Origin of the sequence: Streptomyces sp. N50, assembly GCF_033335955.1 — a bacterium.
Lineage (GTDB): Bacteria > Actinomycetota > Actinomycetes > Streptomycetales > Streptomycetaceae > Streptomyces.
Map to the genome: position 1 here is coordinate 3,400,042 of NZ_CP137549.1, position 16,383 is coordinate 3,416,424.

Annotated in this window: 14 protein-coding genes and 1 pseudogene; 9 read left to right on the forward strand and 6 right to left on the reverse strand. The window is 70.5% G+C overall.

The window, feature by feature from the left end:
- Positions 1 to 132: 132 nt before the first annotated feature.
- From R2B38_RS14870 to R2B38_RS14880, 3 genes are read left to right on the forward strand one after another with little or no spacing between them, the layout of a single operon-like run.
- Positions 133 to 2,334 (forward strand): CDP-glycerol glycerophosphotransferase family protein, encoded by a 2,202-nt coding sequence (locus tag R2B38_RS14870; protein WP_318016664.1) that lies wholly within the window; start codon positions 133 to 135, stop codon positions 2,332 to 2,334.
- Between the two features lie 7 nt (positions 2,335 to 2,341).
- A complete protein-coding gene (locus tag R2B38_RS14875) occupies positions 2,342 to 4,564 on the forward strand; it encodes a CDP-glycerol glycerophosphotransferase family protein (RefSeq protein WP_318016665.1) in 2,223 nt (740 codons plus the stop codon).
- Entirely contained in the window at positions 4,561 to 5,868 is a 1,308-nt protein-coding gene (locus R2B38_RS14880) for a hypothetical protein (protein ID WP_318016666.1), read from the forward strand. The genes R2B38_RS14875 and R2B38_RS14880 overlap by 4 nt, the downstream gene beginning before the upstream one ends.
- Before the next feature lie 85 nt (positions 5,869 to 5,953).
- Here the strand turns inward: R2B38_RS14880 and R2B38_RS14885 are convergent, their stop codons facing one another.
- Complete coding sequence (locus tag R2B38_RS14885) at positions 5,954 to 6,367, reverse strand: organic hydroperoxide resistance protein (protein WP_318016667.1); 414 nt, start codon at positions 6,365 to 6,367, stop codon at positions 5,954 to 5,956.
- A 132-nt stretch (positions 6,368 to 6,499) separates the two neighbouring features.
- Here R2B38_RS14885 and R2B38_RS14890 point away from each other — a divergent pair, with 132 nt between their 5' ends.
- Complete coding sequence (locus R2B38_RS14890) at positions 6,500 to 6,973, forward strand: MarR family winged helix-turn-helix transcriptional regulator (RefSeq protein ID WP_033287198.1); 474 nt, start codon at positions 6,500 to 6,502, stop codon at positions 6,971 to 6,973.
- Here the strand turns inward: R2B38_RS14890 and R2B38_RS14895 are convergent.
- The 3 genes and pseudogenes from R2B38_RS14895 to R2B38_RS51300 form a co-directional block, all read right to left on the reverse strand.
- On the reverse strand, positions 6,933 to 7,532 hold the full coding sequence (locus R2B38_RS14895) for a hypothetical protein (RefSeq protein ID WP_318021949.1): 600 nt from the start codon (positions 7,530 to 7,532) through the stop codon (positions 6,933 to 6,935). The genes R2B38_RS14890 and R2B38_RS14895 overlap by 41 nt on opposite strands.
- A 311-nt stretch (positions 7,533 to 7,843) precedes the next feature.
- Positions 7,844 to 8,305, reverse strand: coding sequence for a hypothetical protein (locus R2B38_RS14900; RefSeq protein ID WP_318021950.1), 462 nt, complete (start codon positions 8,303 to 8,305; stop codon positions 7,844 to 7,846).
- 553 nt (positions 8,306 to 8,858) lie between these two features.
- A pseudogene (locus tag R2B38_RS51300) lies at positions 8,859 to 9,377 on the reverse strand (glycosyltransferase family 39 protein); the annotation flags it as partial.
- 179 nt (positions 9,378 to 9,556) lie between these two features.
- On the opposite strand from R2B38_RS51300, the gene R2B38_RS14910 reads away from it, so the two are divergent.
- The 3 genes from R2B38_RS14910 to R2B38_RS14920 all read left to right on the forward strand — a co-directional run bounded on the left by R2B38_RS14910 (position 9,557) and on the right by R2B38_RS14920 (position 12,942).
- On the forward strand, positions 9,557 to 10,828 hold the full coding sequence (locus R2B38_RS14910) for a glycosyltransferase family 87 protein (RefSeq protein ID WP_318021685.1): 1,272 nt from the start codon (positions 9,557 to 9,559) through the stop codon (positions 10,826 to 10,828).
- An 81-nt stretch (positions 10,829 to 10,909) separates the two neighbouring features.
- Positions 10,910 to 11,890: a UDP-glucose 4-epimerase GalE gene (galE, locus tag R2B38_RS14915; protein ID WP_318016668.1), complete on the forward strand. Its 981-nt coding sequence runs from the start codon at positions 10,910 to 10,912 to the stop codon at positions 11,888 to 11,890.
- Between the two features lie 86 nt (positions 11,891 to 11,976).
- Positions 11,977 to 12,942: an ADP-ribosylglycohydrolase family protein gene (locus R2B38_RS14920; protein WP_318016669.1), complete on the forward strand. Its 966-nt coding sequence runs from the start codon at positions 11,977 to 11,979 to the stop codon at positions 12,940 to 12,942.
- A gap of 20 nt (positions 12,943 to 12,962) precedes the next feature.
- Here R2B38_RS14920 and R2B38_RS14925 read toward each other — a convergent pair whose 3' ends face one another.
- Complete coding sequence (locus R2B38_RS14925) at positions 12,963 to 13,589, reverse strand: TetR/AcrR family transcriptional regulator (protein ID WP_318016670.1); 627 nt, start codon at positions 13,587 to 13,589, stop codon at positions 12,963 to 12,965.
- 482 nt (positions 13,590 to 14,071) lie between these two features.
- Between R2B38_RS14925 and R2B38_RS14930 the strand changes: the two genes are divergently transcribed.
- Positions 14,072 to 14,989, forward strand: coding sequence for an ABC transporter permease (locus R2B38_RS14930; protein WP_318016671.1), 918 nt, complete (start codon positions 14,072 to 14,074; stop codon positions 14,987 to 14,989).
- Positions 14,982 to 15,857 carry an ABC transporter ATP-binding protein gene (locus R2B38_RS14935; RefSeq protein ID WP_318016672.1) on the forward strand — a complete coding sequence of 292 codons (876 nt, stop codon included), beginning with the start codon at positions 14,982 to 14,984 and terminating at the stop codon, positions 15,855 to 15,857. Before R2B38_RS14930 ends, R2B38_RS14935 begins: the two co-directional genes overlap by 8 nt.
- 10 nt (positions 15,858 to 15,867) lie before the next feature.
- Here R2B38_RS14935 and R2B38_RS14940 read toward each other — a convergent pair whose 3' ends face one another.
- The gene (locus R2B38_RS14940; protein WP_318016673.1) at positions 15,868 to 16,323 is read right to left on the reverse strand and encodes a GtrA family protein; all 456 of its coding nucleotides are present in this window, start codon (positions 16,321 to 16,323) and stop codon (positions 15,868 to 15,870) included.
- Between the last annotated feature and the right edge of the window lie 60 nt (positions 16,324 to 16,383).

The following is a 16,383-nucleotide window of genomic DNA, read 5'->3' on the forward strand; positions in this document are numbered from 1 at the left end:
GGAGTTCGCATGCCCTCAAGCCCCTCGCGCCCCACCCCGACCCGCCCGACCACCTGGCGCCCGACCGGACGCCCCAGGGCCTGTCGCACGCACTGACACCGGACCCCTCCGGACCACTGGAGAAAGAACAGAATGCCCCGCTTCAGCATCATCGTCCCGTCCCACGGGGTCGCCGGCCGGCTGTCCCTGGCCCTGGACTCGGTCCTCGCGCAGTCCTACGGCGACTTCGAGCTGATCCCGGTCTGCGACAGCCCCGGCTCCCCGGCCGCCGACGTCGCCGCCGACCACGCCGGGCAGGACTCCCGGGTGGCCCCGGTCAACTCCCCACCGTCCGCGGGGCTCAGCGGGGCCCGCAACACCGGACTGCGGGCGGCGACCGGCTCCTACGTCCTCTTCCTGGACGGCGACGACACCCTCGCCCCGGGCGCGTTGGCGGCGTTGGACGCCCGGCTGACGGAGACCGAGGGTTCTCAAGGCGTCGATGTCCTGTACTTCGAGCACGAGCGCACCCCGTGGTGGGAGGGCGAGCCCACCAACCCGGCCGCCCCGCTGCTCGCGAAGACCCCGGCGGGCGCGTTCTCTCCGTCGCAGGCACCGCAGTTGACGGGTGTTCAGCTCCCCGCGTGGAGCGCGGCCTACCGCCGTGCCTTCCTCTCCGAACACCGACTCACCTTTCCCGAGGGCCAGTTCACCGACCTCGGCTGGGGCGGCCTGGTCACGGTCGCCGCCGAGCGGGTCGCGGTCCTGCGTTCCGTCGTCGTACGGCATCTGCTGCGGCGGCAGGGCAGCCGGCTCAACCTGCCGGGCGAGCACCATCACCAGCTCCTGGACCAAGTGGAGTTGGTGCTGACGGCGGCGCAGGGTCTGGCTCCCGAGCGGTCGCAGGCGCTGTTCGAGCAGCTCTTCGCCGTGGTGCTGAAGACCGCCTCACGGCCCGAGCGGCTCCCGTCCGGACACCGCGCCTTCTTCCGCCGGGCCGGGAAGCTCCACCGCACGCACCGGCCCGCCGACTTCAGTGCGCCGGGCGGGAGTCTGGGGGTGCAGCACCGGCTGCTCGCGTCGGGGGCGTACACGGCGTTCAAGGCGCTGCGCGGTGCCAACCGGAAGGCATCGGGAGCGGCCGAGCGCGTCCCACGCCCCCGGATGCTCCGTACCCGTCTGCGCTACGCCCGTGACCTGCGCCGTTCCCTAGACCCCAACCTGGCTGTGTACTGCGCCTATTGGGGCCGGGGCTACGCGTGCAGCCCGGCCGCGATCGAGGCCAAGGCTCGTCAACTCGCCCCGCACATCCGCTCGGTGTTCCTGGTGGAGCCGGACGCGGTGGACGCCGTACCGAAGGGCGTCGAGCACGCCGTCATCGGCAGCCGGAAGTACTGGGAGGTGCTGGCGCGGGCCACGTACCTGGTGAACAACGCCAACTTCGCGGAGGGCGTCGTCAAGCGGCGCGGCAGCGTGCACGTCCAGACGCAGCACGGGACCCCGCTGAAGAAGATGGGCGTCGACCAGTCGACGTACCCGGTGGTGGCCGCCGCGACCGGCAGCTTCGCCAAGTTGCTCGGCCGGGTGGACCGTTGGGACTACAACATCTCCTCCAACCGGCACTCCACCCAGATGTGGGAGCGCGCCTTCCCCGGCTCGTACGAGGCGCTGGAGTACGGCTATCCGCGCAATGACGTGTACTACACGGCGACGGCCGATGAAGTGGCGCGTGTGCGGCGGGAGTTGGGTGTCCCGGAGGGCAAGACGGCCGTCCTGTACGCGCCCACCCACCGCGACTACCAGACCGGTTTCGACACCGGCCTCGACCTGGAGGCCTTCTGCGCGGCGGCCGGCGATGACGTGGTCGTGCTGCTGCGCGCCCACTACTTCTACGACCAGGGACGGGCCAGGAGCAGCGGCCGGATCATCGACGTGACCGGGCACCGCTCGTCCGAGGATGTCTGCCTGGCCGCCGACGCGCTGGTCACCGACTACTCGTCGATCATGTTCGACTACGCCAACCTCGACCGGCCGATCGTCTTGTACGCCGACGACTGGGAGGTCTACCGGGAGACGCGGGGCGTCTACTTCGACCTCATGGAAGCGCCGCCGGGACCCGTCGCGCGTACCCCGGAGGAGCTGGCGCAGGTCTTCCGTGACGGCTCGTACGCGGGGCCCGAGTCCACGGCCCTCAGGGATCGATTCCGCGCCCGTTTCTGCGAGTTCGACGACGGGCTGGCCGCCGAGCGGGTCGTACGCCGGGTGTTCCTCGGCGAGCCGCCGGAGACCGTGCCGCCCGTGATCCCGCTCGCGGAGCGCGTCCCGGCCCCCGCCGCCACCCTCGTAAGGAGCTGAACCCGAAGTGCCCCGCTTCAGCGTCATCGTCCCCGTCTTCAAGGTGCAGGGCTTTCTGCGCGAGTGCCTCGACTCGGTTCTGGAGCAGTCCTACCGGGACATCGAGGTGATCGCCGTGAACGACTGCTCGCCGGACGGCTGCGGCGCGATCCTCGACGAGTACGCGGCCCGCGACCCGCGCGTCCAGGTGCTGCACCTGCCGGAGAACGTCGGCCTCGGCCGTGCCCGCAACGCCGGAATGCCCCTGGCCACCGGCGACTTCCTCTTCTTCCTCGACAGCGACGACACCCTCACCCCGGGCGCCCTGCGCGCGATGGCCGACCGGCTCGACGCGAGCGGCGACCCGGACGTCCTGGTCTTCGACTACGCGCGCACCTACTGGTGGGGCGGCACCCGGCGCAACGTCCTCGCGCACGTCCTGACGGAGGTCGACGGCACCTTCACGGTCGCCGAACACCCGGAGATCCTCGACCTGTTGATGGTCGTGTGGAACAAGGTGTACCGCCGGGAGTTCGTCCACAAGCACGCCTTCGAGTTCCCGCCGGGCTACTACGAGGACACGCCCTGGACGTTCCCGGTGCTGCTCAGCGCCGAGCGGATCGCCACCCTAGACCGAATCTGCCTGAACTACCGGCAGCGGCGCCAGGGCAACATCCTGTCGACCACCAGCCGCAAGCACTTCGACATCCACGACCAGTACGAGCGGGTCTTCGCGTTCGTCGACTCCCGCCCGGAACTGGCGAGTTGGCTGCCGTATCTGCACCGGAAGATGGGCGAGCACTGTCTCGACATCCTCGGCAAGCCGGACCGCCTGCCTCCGTCCGACAAGGCCGAGTTCTTCCGTCGTACGGCCGAGCTGTTCGCCAAGCACAAGCCGACGGGGATGAAGGTGGACGCCGAAGTCCGTGCGCTGGAGGGCAGTTACGCGCTGTACCGAGTGCGGCGGCAGGCGGGGCGGGGCGGGCGGCAGTTGGAACGCCGGGCGATGCAGGCCCGTAAGTCGGCGGCCGGGCGGGTCAAGGGCGGCTGGGGCGCGCTGCACGCGCGCCGGTCGCTGGACCCCAACCTCGTTGTGTACTCGGCGTTTTCGCACCGCGGGGTGCTGGGCGACCCGGCCGCCGTGTACTACAAGGCGAAGGAGATCGCCCCGCATCTCCGGGGGGTGTGGGTCGTACAGGACACGGAACAGGCCGCGTTGGTGCCGCCGGATGTCGAGCACGTCCTCCTCAACACTCTGCGGTACCGCCAACTCACCGCGCGCGCCACGTACTTCGTGAACAACGTCAACTGGCCCGGCACCCTCACCAAGCGCCCCGGCAGCGTCCACATCCACACCCACCAGGGCACCCCGCTCAAGTACATGGCGGCCGACCTGCTGGACAAGCCCGGCGGCCGCTACGGCGTCGACGTCCCGCAGATGCTGCGCCGGGCCGACCGCTGGGACCACAGCCTGGTCGCCAACCGGCACTCGGAGCTGGTGTGGGAGCGGGCGTATCCGTGCCACTTCACTTCGGCGCGGACGGGGAGCCCGCGCAACGACGTCCTGGTCGGCGCAACACCAGGAGCGGGGGCGGGAGTTCGGGAGCGGCTCGGTATCCCGGTCGACAACACCGTCGTGCTGTACGCGCCGACCCGCCGTGAGTACGTCCGGGGCGGGCACGTCGACCGGCTGGACCTGGCCCGGTTCGCCGAGGACCTCGGCCCGGAGCACACCCTCGTCGTACGGCTGCATCCGTCTCTCGCGACGGGTCCCGCGCGTGGGATGGGGCTCGCGGATCTGCATCGGCGTGGGGTGCTGATCGACGCGACCGATGAACTCGCCGTGGAGGACGTCATGTTGGCGTCCGACACGCTGGTCACTGATTACTCGGCCCTGATGTTCGACTACGCCAATCTCGACCGGCCGATCGTGCTGCACGCCGACGACCGGGAGGCGTACGCGGCCAGCCGGGGAACGTATGTCGACGTCACCGCCGCGCCACCGGGTCATGTGTCCGGTTCCTACCGGGAGTTGGCGTGGCTGTTCGCGTCGGGTGCCTGGCGGGACGAGGACTCGACGCGGCTGCGGGGTGAGTTCCGTGCGCGGTACTGCGAGTTCGACGACGGGAGGGCGGCCGAGAGGGTCGTACGGACGCTGCTTCTGGGGGAGGTCGACTGGCTTCCGCAGACCGGGGCCGGTGCGCGGGTTCCCTCTCCGGTCAGTGGTCACGACCAGTTGGCGTCCTCATGAGGCCGCGTACGTGGGTGCTGGTGCTGGCCGCCGTGTTCGCGGTGCTCCAACTCGCCAATGTCACCGGGCGGGCGACTCCCGACACGAAGAACTACCTGTCGTACGCGATGAGTCTGCGTGGTGCGAGCGAGCGGGAGTCGGCCGCCGTCGCCATCGACTACAGCTGTGCGAGCCAGGGGGCGAACGCTCGGCGCGAACAGAGCGTGAACCCGCTGGACTTCCACGGCAAGGACCCCGCCGCGCGGGTCGCGAAGAAGTGCCGGGACGCGGAGTGGCGGGGGGTGAACGCGCGGCTGCGGGCCGGGCAGACGGGCGGGTTCATCACGCCGTTCACGTCGGAACGGTTCATGCGGATCTTTGAAGTGCGGCCCGGATACCCGGTGTTCCTGGTGCCGTTCGTGACGCTGCTCGGGCCGGTGTGGGGGATGTGGTCGGCGAGTGTCGTTCTCACGGTTCTGGGTGGGATTCTTGTTTTCCTGATCCTGCGCACCCTGTCCGTGTCGGTGCCGTTCGCGTTGACCGGGCAGGCGCTGTACTACGTGCTGCCGTGCGGGACGACTTCGATGCGGCCGATGACCGAGGGGCTGATGACGGCCCTGACGCTGGCTGCGGTGTGGGGGTGCGCGCTGGTGCTGAAGGGGCGGCGTACGCGGGCTGGACTCGCCCTGGTGGGTGGTTCGTTGGCGCTTCTCTTCACCGTCAAGCACTCGCAGTCCCTGTTCCTCGGGCTGTGTCTGGCCGGGGCGGGTGCGGTGGTCGCCGTAGGGCGGATGCGGCGTGGGCGGGCTCCGGGGCGGGCGTTGGTGACGGTGGCCGCGTTGGGGGCAACTGCCGCGCTGGGTACGTTGGTTCTGGCCAGTGCTCTCCATTACCCGTCCCAGACCGACAGTCTTCAGGATCTGCTCACCGATCACTATGCCCGGCCCGACCGCACGCGGCTGTGGCCTGAATTCCTGCACCTGGAGGCGAACTTCTGGGTGGAGTGGACTCGGCAGCAGTTGTGGCAGCCGATGCTGGTGGCTGCGCTCGGTGCGGGGGTGTGGGGGGCGGTGCGGCGGCCGGCGTTCGGGGTGTTTCTGGTCGGGGCCGCGTTCACGGGGGTTCTCACCCAGGCCGCGCATCCCGATATCAGCGTGTGGGGTGGGCGGTTGATCGTGTTGGTGTGGCTACTGCCGGTGGTGGGGGTGCCGTTGTTGTTGGAGAGTGTGGTGCGGGGGAAGGTGGCCGGGGCCATTCCTGTGCCAACGCCGGTTCCGGGGCAGGGAGTTGGGCCTGGGCTTGGGGAGCACGCTCAGTCGGTGTGACGTGAGGTTCGGTGCGACGCGAGATGGCCGGCGGCTTGTGTGCCGCCGGCCATCTCTGTGCCGGGTCACGAGAGCGTCGTAGGGACTACTCGACGACGAGGTCGACCTCGATGTTGCCGCGGGTGGCGTTCGAGTAGGGGCAGACCTGGTGGGCGGTCTCGACCAGCTTGCGGCCGGTCGCCTCGTCCACGGTGTCGGGGAGCTCGATGCGCAGGGTCACCTTGAGGCCGAAGCCCTCGCCCTGCTTGCCGATGCCGACCTCGGCGGTGACGGCCGCGTCGGTGACGTCGATCTTCGCCTGGCGGCCGACGAGGCCGAGGGCGCTGCCGAAACAGGCGGCGTAACCGGCGGCGAAGAGCTGCTCAGGGTTGGTGCCCTGCCCATTGCCGCCCATCTCTACCGGAATGCCGAGCTGAAGGTCGATCTTGCCGTCGTTGCTGACCGCGCGGCCGTCGCGGCCGTGGGTGGCGGTGGCTACGGCGGTGTAGATCGCGTCCATTGGAAACCATCCCTCTCGGAAGTCTTGGTGGGGTGGGATCGGTCCGGGTGTCCGGACCGCCTCACGGGGATAAGTAGAGCACACAATTCAATTGCCCACAACTAAATGGCCCGCTCGCGCTATCCTGGAGGCATGACCACCACTCCCGCCGCCGCGCCCACCGCGGATTGGCTCCGCCTCGACCAGCAGATCTGCTTCTCCCTGAACGCCGCGTCGCGCGCCTTCGGCGGTGTGTACCGGGTGATCCTCAAGGATCTCGGGCTCACGTATCCGCAGTACCTGGTGATGCTGGTGCTGTGGGAGCACGGCGAGCTGCCCGTCAAGAAGCTCGGCGAACATCTGCGGCTCGACTCCGGCACGCTGTCCCCGCTGCTCAAGCGGCTGGAGACGGCGGGGCTCGTACGGCGTGAGCGGAGCGTCCGTGACGAGCGGTCGGTGGAGGTGCGGCTCACCGATGAGGGAGTTGCGCTGCGCGAGCGGGCGGTCGAGGTGCCTCGGCGGATTCTTGGGGCGACCGGCTTTGACATCGATGAGATTCGTGCGTTGCGGGAGCGGCTTGACCAGCTCACGGGGGCGTTGGATTCGGCGACGCTGGACGAGGCGTAGGTGTAGGCGCGGACACCGGCCGGGTTGAGGGCGTCGGCTGTGGGGGCATCCGGCGGATGTAGAGGGCCAGCTTCACTCGCCCTCGTACGTACTGCTGTCTTCGCGCGAACTCCCCGTCCACGACGTCGAGTTTGACCCGGTCGGTGGGGTCGCCGGGTACCCAGCGCGAGGGCAGCAGGTTCGACTGCGCGACGATCCAGACCCGGTCCACACCGGCGAGCCGTGCCCGCAACTCCCCCGGCCCGACCTCACGTCCACTGAGCGTCCCGGACTTCGCCCCCGACTCCGCCGACGCCAGGTCCCGGGCCCCCACGAACGGCCCCGGATACGCCAGCGCCGTCACCCGCCAGAAAGACGGCAGGAACAACACCGGGTCGCCGGGCCGGAGTTCACGTCCGGCGAGTGCGGAGACCGCGGCGAGATTCTCGGGGCGGCGGGCCGGGTCGCGGTCGTTCCGGTAGTCGGGGAGGCCGTGGAGGAAGGGGGCGGTTGCGACCAGGACGCCGGCGAGGGTGATGAGGTTGGCTCGGGTGGCGAGGGGGGTGCGGCGGTTGGGCATGGGGGCGGTGGTCGGGGGGCGTCGGGCGCCGGGTCGCAGGAGGGTCGTACGGTCAACTCCGGTGAGAGATGGGCGGCTTGTGGCTGCGGTCGTGGTTCGGATGCCGCCTCCAGCTGCGGCTTCGCCTCCGCTTCCGGCTCTGTCTCGGACGTCGACTCGGGAGCCGGCTCTGGCTCGCGCTTCGACTGCGGCTCCGGCTCCGGTTCCGGTTCCGGCTCGCGCTTCGACTGCGGCTCCGGCTCCGGCTCCGGCTCCGGCTCCGGCTAGAGCTTTGGCTGCGGCTGCGGCTGCGGCTGCGGCTAGAGCTTTGGCTACGGCTGCGGCTCCGTCCCGGGCGTCGGCTTGAGCCCCGACACCAGCTCCGGTGCCAGCCCCGGCTGCGGCTCCGCCTTGGGCGTCGGCTTGAGCCCCGACACCAGCTCCGGTGCCAGCCCCGGCTGCGGCTCCGCCTTGGGTGTCGGCTCGGGCCTCCACTCCGGCCTCGACTGCCAGGCCCGCTCCATCCCGGGCTCCAACTGCGGCCGCGGCTCTGTGTTGGGCATCGACTCGGGATCCCGCTGCGATCCCGACAACAGCTCCGCCTCGGGTATCCGTTCTCGCCCCCACTCCCGATCCGGCTCGGGCTTCAGCTCCGACTCCGGCCCCGTCTCGGGCTCCGACTCCAGCTCCACCCTCGGCTCCAGCTCTAGTTCCAGCTCCGACTCCGGCCCCGTCTCGGGCTCCGACTCCAGCTCCACCCTCGGCTCCAGCTCTAGTTCCAGCTCCGACGCCACCCCCGCCCCCGGCTCCGCCTCCAGTCCAACAGGCGCCCCCCAACCGGTCGCCCCTCCCGCTCACCGCACCCACCAACTCGCGGCGACTCCCAGCCCCGGCCACCGCACGCTCAACGTCCACGCGGCGGCCGCTGGGCACCCCCCGTCCCTCCAGCCACAGCCACCTCACCGCCCCCGCCACTCGATCCGCCCCCGCCGCCACCAGCAACGGTGCCCCTGCCAGCGCATACAGCACATACCGCTCGTGGAACAAGGGCCGGAATTGAGACACCGTCAACAGGAGCACCGGGGGTACCAGGAGCAAGGGCAGGGCGACCGACGCGAGCCGGCCGGAGCCGAGGCCCAGGAGGATCAGGAGGAGCGAGGTCCAGAAGACGATGCCGGTCGGGGTGACGGCCAGGAAGTCGCGGGCGAGGCGTTCTGTCGTGTCCCAGTCCGGGATCCTCAGCCAGGCCACCTGGGCCGACTGGCGTTGGGATACCCAGGCAAGTGGCAACAGGGCGCCCAGCGCGACACCTACCGCGCACCCCCAGCCGAGCCACACCTCCCTGCGCACTCGCGCCGCCGCCAGCGTCAGTACGTGCGCGCACAGCACCAGGACCGCGAACTCGTGCAGCAGAAAGGTCACGGCGAGGACGGCGCCGTACGGCCACCAGGAGCGGCCGAGTGGTTCCTCCAGCGCCCTCACCAGGAGCAGCGTCGCCCCGGCCACGCCCGCCGCGACGAGGGCGTAGGAGCGGCCCTCCTGGGCGTAGTGGCCGGTCAGTGGGGTGATCGCGTAGAGGAGGCCGGCCCAGAGGCCGACTCGGGGGCGGGCCAGGCGGACGCCGAGGGCCGCGACCAGGCCCGCTGTCGCCGTCGCGCCGCACACGGACGGTAGGCGGAGGGCCACCTCGCCTGGGTGGACGGCGAGGACGAAGTGCATGAGGAGGTAGTACAGGCCGTGCACCGCGTCGACGCCGTGCAGCAGGTGCCAGATCTGCGGCACCGTGCGCCGCCCGACCAGGAACGTGACGCCCTCGTCGCCCCACATCCCGCCGCGGTCGAGCCCCCACAGCCCCAGCGCGAGCATGGCGGCCGTCGGCACGAACACCGCCACGGCCTCCGTCCTCGTCCACCGGAGTCGCCGCTTGTTCTCGTCCTCGTCCTGGCTGTCCACCTGGCTGATTTTGTACTGTTAGCAAGCTCTTACCGACGATTGACGGTGTATTAGCATTCCTGCGGCATTCACCCGGCTTACGATCCGCCATGATGAACGCCGCCCGCAGACACCGCCTCCTCGCCCTCACCCTCGCCTGGCTCGCCACCCGCGCGGGAATGCTGCTCCTCCTCGCGTACAACGGCCTCCCCCTGCTCGGCCACGGCGGGGTCGCGCGGGAGGTGTGGCGCCTCTACCACCACTGGTACGGCGTGCTGTCGCACGGCGCGTTCCCGGCGCACGACCCGCTGTGGCAGTACCCGCCGGGCGCCGGTCCCGTCCTGCTGGCGCCCGCGTTGCTGCCGGACCTGACGTACTTCCAGGCCTTCGTCGTCCTCACCCTCGCGACCGACGCCGTGATCACCCTGGTCCTGGCCCGCGCGGGCACCCGCCCCGGCCACAGCCTGCGTGGCGCCGCGTACTGGATCGCCTGCCTCCCGCTCCTCCTGCACATGCCCCTCGTCCGCTACGACGTGCAGGTCACGGCGTTCGCCGTCATCTCCCTGTTGACGTTGTCGCGCTCCACGCGCGTGTGCGGCGCGTTCGCGGCGCTGGGCGCGCTGGTGAAGGTGTGGCCGGCGCTGGTGCTGCTGGGGACGCCGAGGGGGCGGACGACGCGGTCGGTGTGGTCGTGGGCCGTGGGGACGGGGGTCTTGTCGCTCATGTCTCTCGTGGTTTTGTTCAACAATCCTTTTGCCTTCTTGCGTCAGCAAGGCGGCCGGGGGGTGCAGATCGAGTCCCTCGGGGGTACCGCCCTCGGCCTGGCCACCCACGTCGGCTGGCCGGGTCAGGTGCACTACCGGTACGGCGCGATGGAGTTCACGGGGCCGTACGTCTCCGCCGTCGCCGACGCCTCCCTCGCGCTCACGGCGGTCGCCTTCGGGCTGCTGCTGTGGTGGCGGCTCCGGGCCCGCCGCTGGACCGACGCGACCCCGTACGACGCCGCGCTGAGCGCCGTCCTGCTGTTCACCGTGACCAGCCGGGTCATCAGCCCCCAGTACATGATCTGGCTGCTCGGCCTGGCCGCCGTCTGTCTGACCTCGCGGCACACCACCCAGCGCCTGGTGGCCGCGCTGATCGTGGCGGCGAGCGCGGTCAGCTCCGTCGAGTTTCCCGTCCTCTACGTCGACGTCATCCACAGCACCTGGACGGGCTGCACCCTGATGGTCGTACGCAATGGTCTGCTGGCCGCCGCGGCCGTCCTCTCGTTCGTCCGGCTGTGGCGGTCGTCGAGGCCGCTCCCGGCGACGACGCACACGCGCGTGCGGTCCCCCGGCCCCTACGGGGAGTCGCAGCAGCTGACCTCGGCACACTCCGGCGCCTGATTGACTGTGGGCCGGAACGCGCGGGGGACGCAGCACCCGCGCGGGTCGAACGACATCCAGTGACGGAGGGGACGGCCGCACATGACCTGGCTGATCACCGGCGGCGCCGGCTACATCGGGGCGCACGTCGTGAGGGCGATGACCGAGGCGGGCGAGCAGGCGGTCGTCTACGACGATCTGTCCACCGGCATCGCCGAGCGCGTGCCCGACGGCGTACCCCTGGTGGTGGGTTCGACCCTGGACGCGGAACGGGTGGCCCGCACCCTCGCCGACCAGGACGTCACCGGAGTCGTCCATCTCGCGGCGAAGAAGCAGGTCGGCGAGTCGGTCGACCTGCCGTTGCACTACTACAGGGAGAACGTCGAGGGCCTGCGCGTCCTCCTGGAGGCGGTCACCACGGCCGGCGTCCCGTCCTTCGTCTTCTCGTCCTCGGCGGCCGTCTACGGCATGCCGGACGTGGAACTGGTCACCGAGGAGACGCCCTGCGTCCCGATGTCGCCGTACGGCGAGACCAAGCTGGCGGGTGAGTGGCTGGTCCGCGCGACCGGCAGGGCGACCGGTCTGTCGACGGCCTCCCTGCGCTACTTCAACGTGGCCGGCGCCGGCGCCCCCGAACTCGCCGACGTGGGCGTCTTCAACATCGTCCCCATGGTCTTCGAGAAGCTCACCGAGAACGCGCCCCCGCGCGTCTTCGGCGACGACTACGCCACCCCGGACGGCACCTGCGTCCGCGACTACATCCACGTCGTGGACCTGGCCGAGGCCCACGTCGCCGCGGCCCGCGCCCTCCAGGCCTCCCCCGGCCGCGACCTCACCCTCAACATCGGCCGCGGCGAAGGCGTTTCGGTCCGCGAGATGATCGACCGCGTCAACGCGATCACCGGCTACGACCGCCCCCCGACCGTCCACCCCCGCCGCCCCGGCGACCCGGCCCGCGTCGTCGCCTCCGCCGACCGCATCACCATCGAACTGGGCTGGAAGGCCAAGCACGACGTCGACGACATGATCGCGTCGGCCTGGGAGGGATGGGTGCGGTTGCATCCGGGGGCGGCGCGCGCCTGATGAACTCCGGCCTTGTGAGCGGCTGTTGGTGAACTCCGGCACGGTGAGAGGCTGTTGATGAACTCCAGCTCGATGAGCGGCTGTTGATGAACTCCAGTCCGGTGAGCAGCTGTTCCCGGTCGGAACGCGCCCTGGGCGCCGTCCTCGGCTCCGCCGTCGGCGACGCTCTCGGCGCGCCCTTCGAGTTCGGTCCCGAAGGCACCTTCTCCGCCCGGTTTCCGGTGGCCGGTCAGGGCGGTGAGATGTGCGGAGGCGGCGGCTGGGACCCGGGCGAGGCGACCGACGACACGCAGATGGCCGTACTCGTCGCGGAGTCGCTGCTGGAGTGCGACGGGCTCCAACTCCCGGACATGTTCCGGCGGTTCACGCGATGGGCGGCCGCCGACCCGAAGGACATCGGCCTGCAGACCGAGGCCGTGCTGACCAGCGGTGACCCCTGGGACCTGGCCGCCGCCCTGCACTTCCAGTCGAGCCAACGGGGCGCCGGGAACGGTGCGTTGATGCGCGCTGCTCCGTCAGCCGTCTACTTCGCGCGCGCGGGACGCGACGCCACGATGGACGCCGCCCGCCGCATCGCCGCGCTCACCCACGGAGACCGCGCGGCCTGGGAAGGCACCGCCGTCTTCCATGAGTTGGTGCGCGTGGCGCTGGAGGGCGGCGCCCCGCTCGTCGCCGTCGAGGAGACCCTCCAGTACGTCCACCCCGACCACCGGGAGCGCTACGGCGTCGTCCTCGCCCCGGACTGGCACCCCGACCTGGCGACGGAGTTCAACGGCGCCGTCTGGCCCTGCCTCGCCTCCGCCGTGTGGGCCCTGCGGACCACGGCCACCTACGAGGACGCCGTACGCGCCGCGATCGACCTCGGCGGCGACACGGACACCGTCGCCGCCGTGACGGGCGGCCTCGCGGGGGCGGTGTACGGGGGCGCCGCGATCCCGGAGCGTTGGGTCGAGGCCCTGCATGTACCGCTGCCGGGGTTCGGTGGCCGGGTGCTGCGGGTGGCCGAACTCGGGGAACTGGCGCGGCGGTTGGACCACGGGGGCGCTGGCTGACCTGCGGGTACGGCGGAGCCCTACAACGCCTTGAGCCCCTCCGTCGTCGCCCGGGCCAGCGCCCCCAGGTAGCCCTTCGGCAGCTTCGGGCTGCGGATCACCACGGCACGCCAGTACAGGGGGCCGGAGATCAGGTCCAGGGCGAGGTCCTCATCCATGCCGGGGCCGAGCTCGCCACGCCGTTCCGCCGCCGCGAGGATCTTGCTGGCCACGCCCTCCTGGCCCTCGCGCAGCGCCTTCTGCATGGCGTCGGCGATCTCGGGGTTGCGGGCGGCCTCGGCCTGGAGGTCGGGGATGATCTGCGAGGCGACGGGGTGCCGCAGCGCCCGTGACGTCACCTCGTACAGCATCCGGAGGTCGCCCTCCAGCGAACCGGTGTCCGGCGTCGGCAGTCCCATCACCGCGATCGCCGACACGACGTCGAGCACCAGGTGCAGCTTCGAACGCCAGCGGCGGTACACCGCCGTCTTGCCCACCCCCGCGCGACGCGCGATCCCCTCGATCGACATCCGGGCATACCCGACCGCCGCCAACTCCTCGAAGACCGCCGCCCGAATGGCTTCGGTCACATCCTCGCGGAGTACGGCCGCCCCGGCGGGGGTGCGGCGGCGCTGACGTGTCTGGGGCTCGTCGGCGTTCGTCGTCATAGCCCAAGCATAGGGGCGTTGCGACGAAACGGTTGCGTTCCGACGCGGCGCGTGTGTGGTGCGTTGCGACGAAACGGGCTCGTCGTGACGCGGGCGACGCGCGGCGCCCGCGGGCAGCGGGCGGCACGTCGGGACGCAACGGGCTCGTCGCCGCGACTGAACCGGCCTGCCCTCGCGACGGAACCGGTCCGTCCTCGCGACGCACCCGGCCCGTCCCCACGCCAAGATCCCACCGTCCACCCCCGCCTGCCCAGACCGTATCGACGCAACAGGCCCGTCCCGGCCCAAAACCTAACGGCCCCATCACATCCGTCACGACGAAACGGTTGCGTTCCGACGCCGAATCCGCCTACGCTCACGTTGCGACGATACGGTCCCGTTCCGACGTAAGAGAACGTAAAGAGAAGCGTAAGGAAACGCCGGGCGACGGGACACGGCAGCCGGACGCACGCACCCCCTCCCCCCGAGCGAAAGCAGCGGATGTGAGCCAGGTCCTCCACACACCGCCCCCTTCGCCGGCTCCGGCCGACGAAGACGACCTCGCGGCGCTCGCCGCACGCCACGGCCTCACGGTCAGTGGCGCCCGCCCCTCCCTGCGCGAGTACGTCCGCCAGCTGTGGGAGCGCCGGCACTTCATCACCGCGTTCGCCACCGCCAAGCTGACCGCGCAGTACAGCCAGGCGAAACTGGGCCAGGTCTGGCAGGTGATGACGCCGCTGTTGAACGCGGCGGTGTACTACTTCATCTTCGGCATCCTGCTGGGCACCAAGCGCGGCGTGCCGGACTACATCCCGTTCCTGGTGACGGGCGTGTTCATCTGGACGTTCACGCAGAGCTCGATCATGGCGGGCACCCGGGCGATCTCGGGCAACCTCGGCCTGGTCCGGGCCCTGCACTTCCCGCGGGCCGCGCTGCCGATCTCGTTCGCGCTGCAGCAGCTCCAGCAGCTGCTGTTCTCGATGGCCGCCCTGGTCGTGATCCTGCTCTGCTTCGGTGTGCCGATCAGCTTCTCCTGGCTGATGGCGGTCCCGGTGCTGTTCCTGCAGTTCACGTTCAACGCGGGCGTCTCGATGATCATGGCCCGGATGGGCGCGAAGACTCCGGACATCGCGCAGCTGATGCCGTTCGTCCTGCGCACCTGGATGTACGTCTCCGGCGTCATGTGGAGCATCGACAAGCTGACCAGCAAGGACCACCTGCCGCACATCGTGACGCTGGCCCTGGAGACCAACCCGGCGGCCGTCTACATCGACCTGATGCGCTACTCGCTGATCGACAGCTTCCACTCCAGCCAGCTCCCCCCGCACGTGTGGCCGGCGGCGACCGCCTGGGCGCTGATCGCCGGAGTCGGCGGCTTCATCTACTTCTGGAAGGCTGAGGAGACGTACGGCCGTGGCTGAGCAGACCATCGAGTACCACACCGAGCGGACCCGCGTGGCCGCCGACAGCACGATCCCCACCGTCGTCTGCGACGGCGTGGACATCGTCTACCGGGTCAACGGGACCGGCGCCGGACGCGGCTCCGCGACCGCCGCCCTGAACCGCATGATGCGCCGGGAGAAGACCGAGAAGGCGGCGGGCGTCCGCAAGGTGCACGCCGTCAAGAAGGTGTCGTTCGTCGCCTACAAGGGCGAGGCGATCGGGCTCATCGGGACCAACGGTTCCGGCAAGTCCACCCTCCTCAAGGCCGTCGCGGGCCTGCTCCCGGTCGAGAACGGCCGTATCTACACCCACGGCCAGCCCTCCCTCCTCGGCGTCAACGCGGCTCTGATGGGCGATCTGACCGGCGAGCGCAACGTGTACCTCGGCGGCCTGGCCATGGGCATGTCCCGCGAGCAGGTCAAGGAGCGCTACCAGGGCATCGTCGACTTCTCCGGGATCAACGAGAAGGGCGACTTCATCACACTGCCGATGCGGACGTACTCCTCCGGCATGGGCGCCCGGCTGCGGTTCTCCATCGCCGCCGCCAAGGACCACGACGTCCTCCTGATCGACGAGGCGCTGGCGACGGGCGACCGGTCGTTCCAGCGGCGCTCCGAGGAGCGGATCCGCGAGCTGCGCCAGCACGCGGGCACGGTCTTCCTGGTCAGCCACAACAACAAGTCGATCCGCGACACCTGCGACCGCGTGCTGTGGCTGGAGCGCGGCGAGCTGCGGATGGACGGGCCGACGGAGGAGGTCCTGGAGGCGTACGAGGCCTTCACGGGCGGCGCCGACAAGCCCAAGGACGCCGCTCCGGCGCCGGCTCCGGCGGGCAGGGTCGCCTGAGAACCAGCCGTCAGAGGTCCTCGTCCTGGAACACCCACGTGCGGTAGACCAGGAAGCGGAACGCGGACGCGAGCACGATCGACAGGGCCTTCACGGCATTCGCCTCAAGCGGACCGTGGAGGCCCAGTCCGTGGTAGCCGACGTAGAAGAGGCCGCTCTCCATGGCCACGCCGATGACGCTGAAGACGAAGAACAGGGCGATCCGGCGGGCGCCGGGGGCGTCGCGGTCGCGGTAGGTGTAGTAGCGGAAGCCGAGGTAGTTGGCGCCCATCGCGACGCAGCTGGCCAGGACGGTCGCGAGCATCGCGGGCCAGCGCAGGCCGTGCAGCAGGGCGTTGAAGACCGCGAAGTTGACCAGGACGCCGCTGCCGCCGACGATCCCGAATTTCACGACTTCCAGGACGACCTTGCGCACCGGTCGGACGGGAGCGCCGGTCGCACGTTCCTCGGTGATGTTCAGAGTCACCTCACCAGGCTTAGCGCGGCCAAGTAAGCCCTCCCCTCGAAATCTCCTAAGGCACTCCAT

Excerpts from the sequence above, each read along its gene's own strand:
- R2B38_RS14870 (WP_318016664.1), top strand. The coding sequence starts at position 133 with ATGCCCCGCTTCAGCATCATCGTCCCGTCCCACGGGGTCGCCGGCCGG.
- R2B38_RS14880 (WP_318016666.1), top strand. The coding sequence starts at position 4,561 with ATGAGGCCGCGTACGTGGGTGCTGGTGCTGGCCGCCGTGTTCGCGGTG.
- R2B38_RS14885 (WP_318016667.1), bottom strand. The coding sequence starts at position 6,367 with ATGGACGCGATCTACACCGCCGTAGCCACCGCCACCCACGGCCGCGAC.
- R2B38_RS14890 (WP_033287198.1), top strand. The coding sequence starts at position 6,500 with ATGACCACCACTCCCGCCGCCGCGCCCACCGCGGATTGGCTCCGCCTC.
- R2B38_RS14895 (WP_318021949.1), bottom strand. The coding sequence starts at position 7,532 with ATGCCCAACCGCCGCACCCCCCTCGCCACCCGAGCCAACCTCATCACC.
- R2B38_RS14910 (WP_318021685.1), top strand. The coding sequence starts at position 9,557 with ATGAACGCCGCCCGCAGACACCGCCTCCTCGCCCTCACCCTCGCCTGG.
- galE (WP_318016668.1), top strand. The coding sequence starts at position 10,910 with ATGACCTGGCTGATCACCGGCGGCGCCGGCTACATCGGGGCGCACGTC.
- R2B38_RS14920 (WP_318016669.1), top strand. The coding sequence starts at position 11,977 with ATGAACTCCAGTCCGGTGAGCAGCTGTTCCCGGTCGGAACGCGCCCTG.
- R2B38_RS14925 (WP_318016670.1), bottom strand. The coding sequence starts at position 13,589 with ATGACGACGAACGCCGACGAGCCCCAGACACGTCAGCGCCGCCGCACC.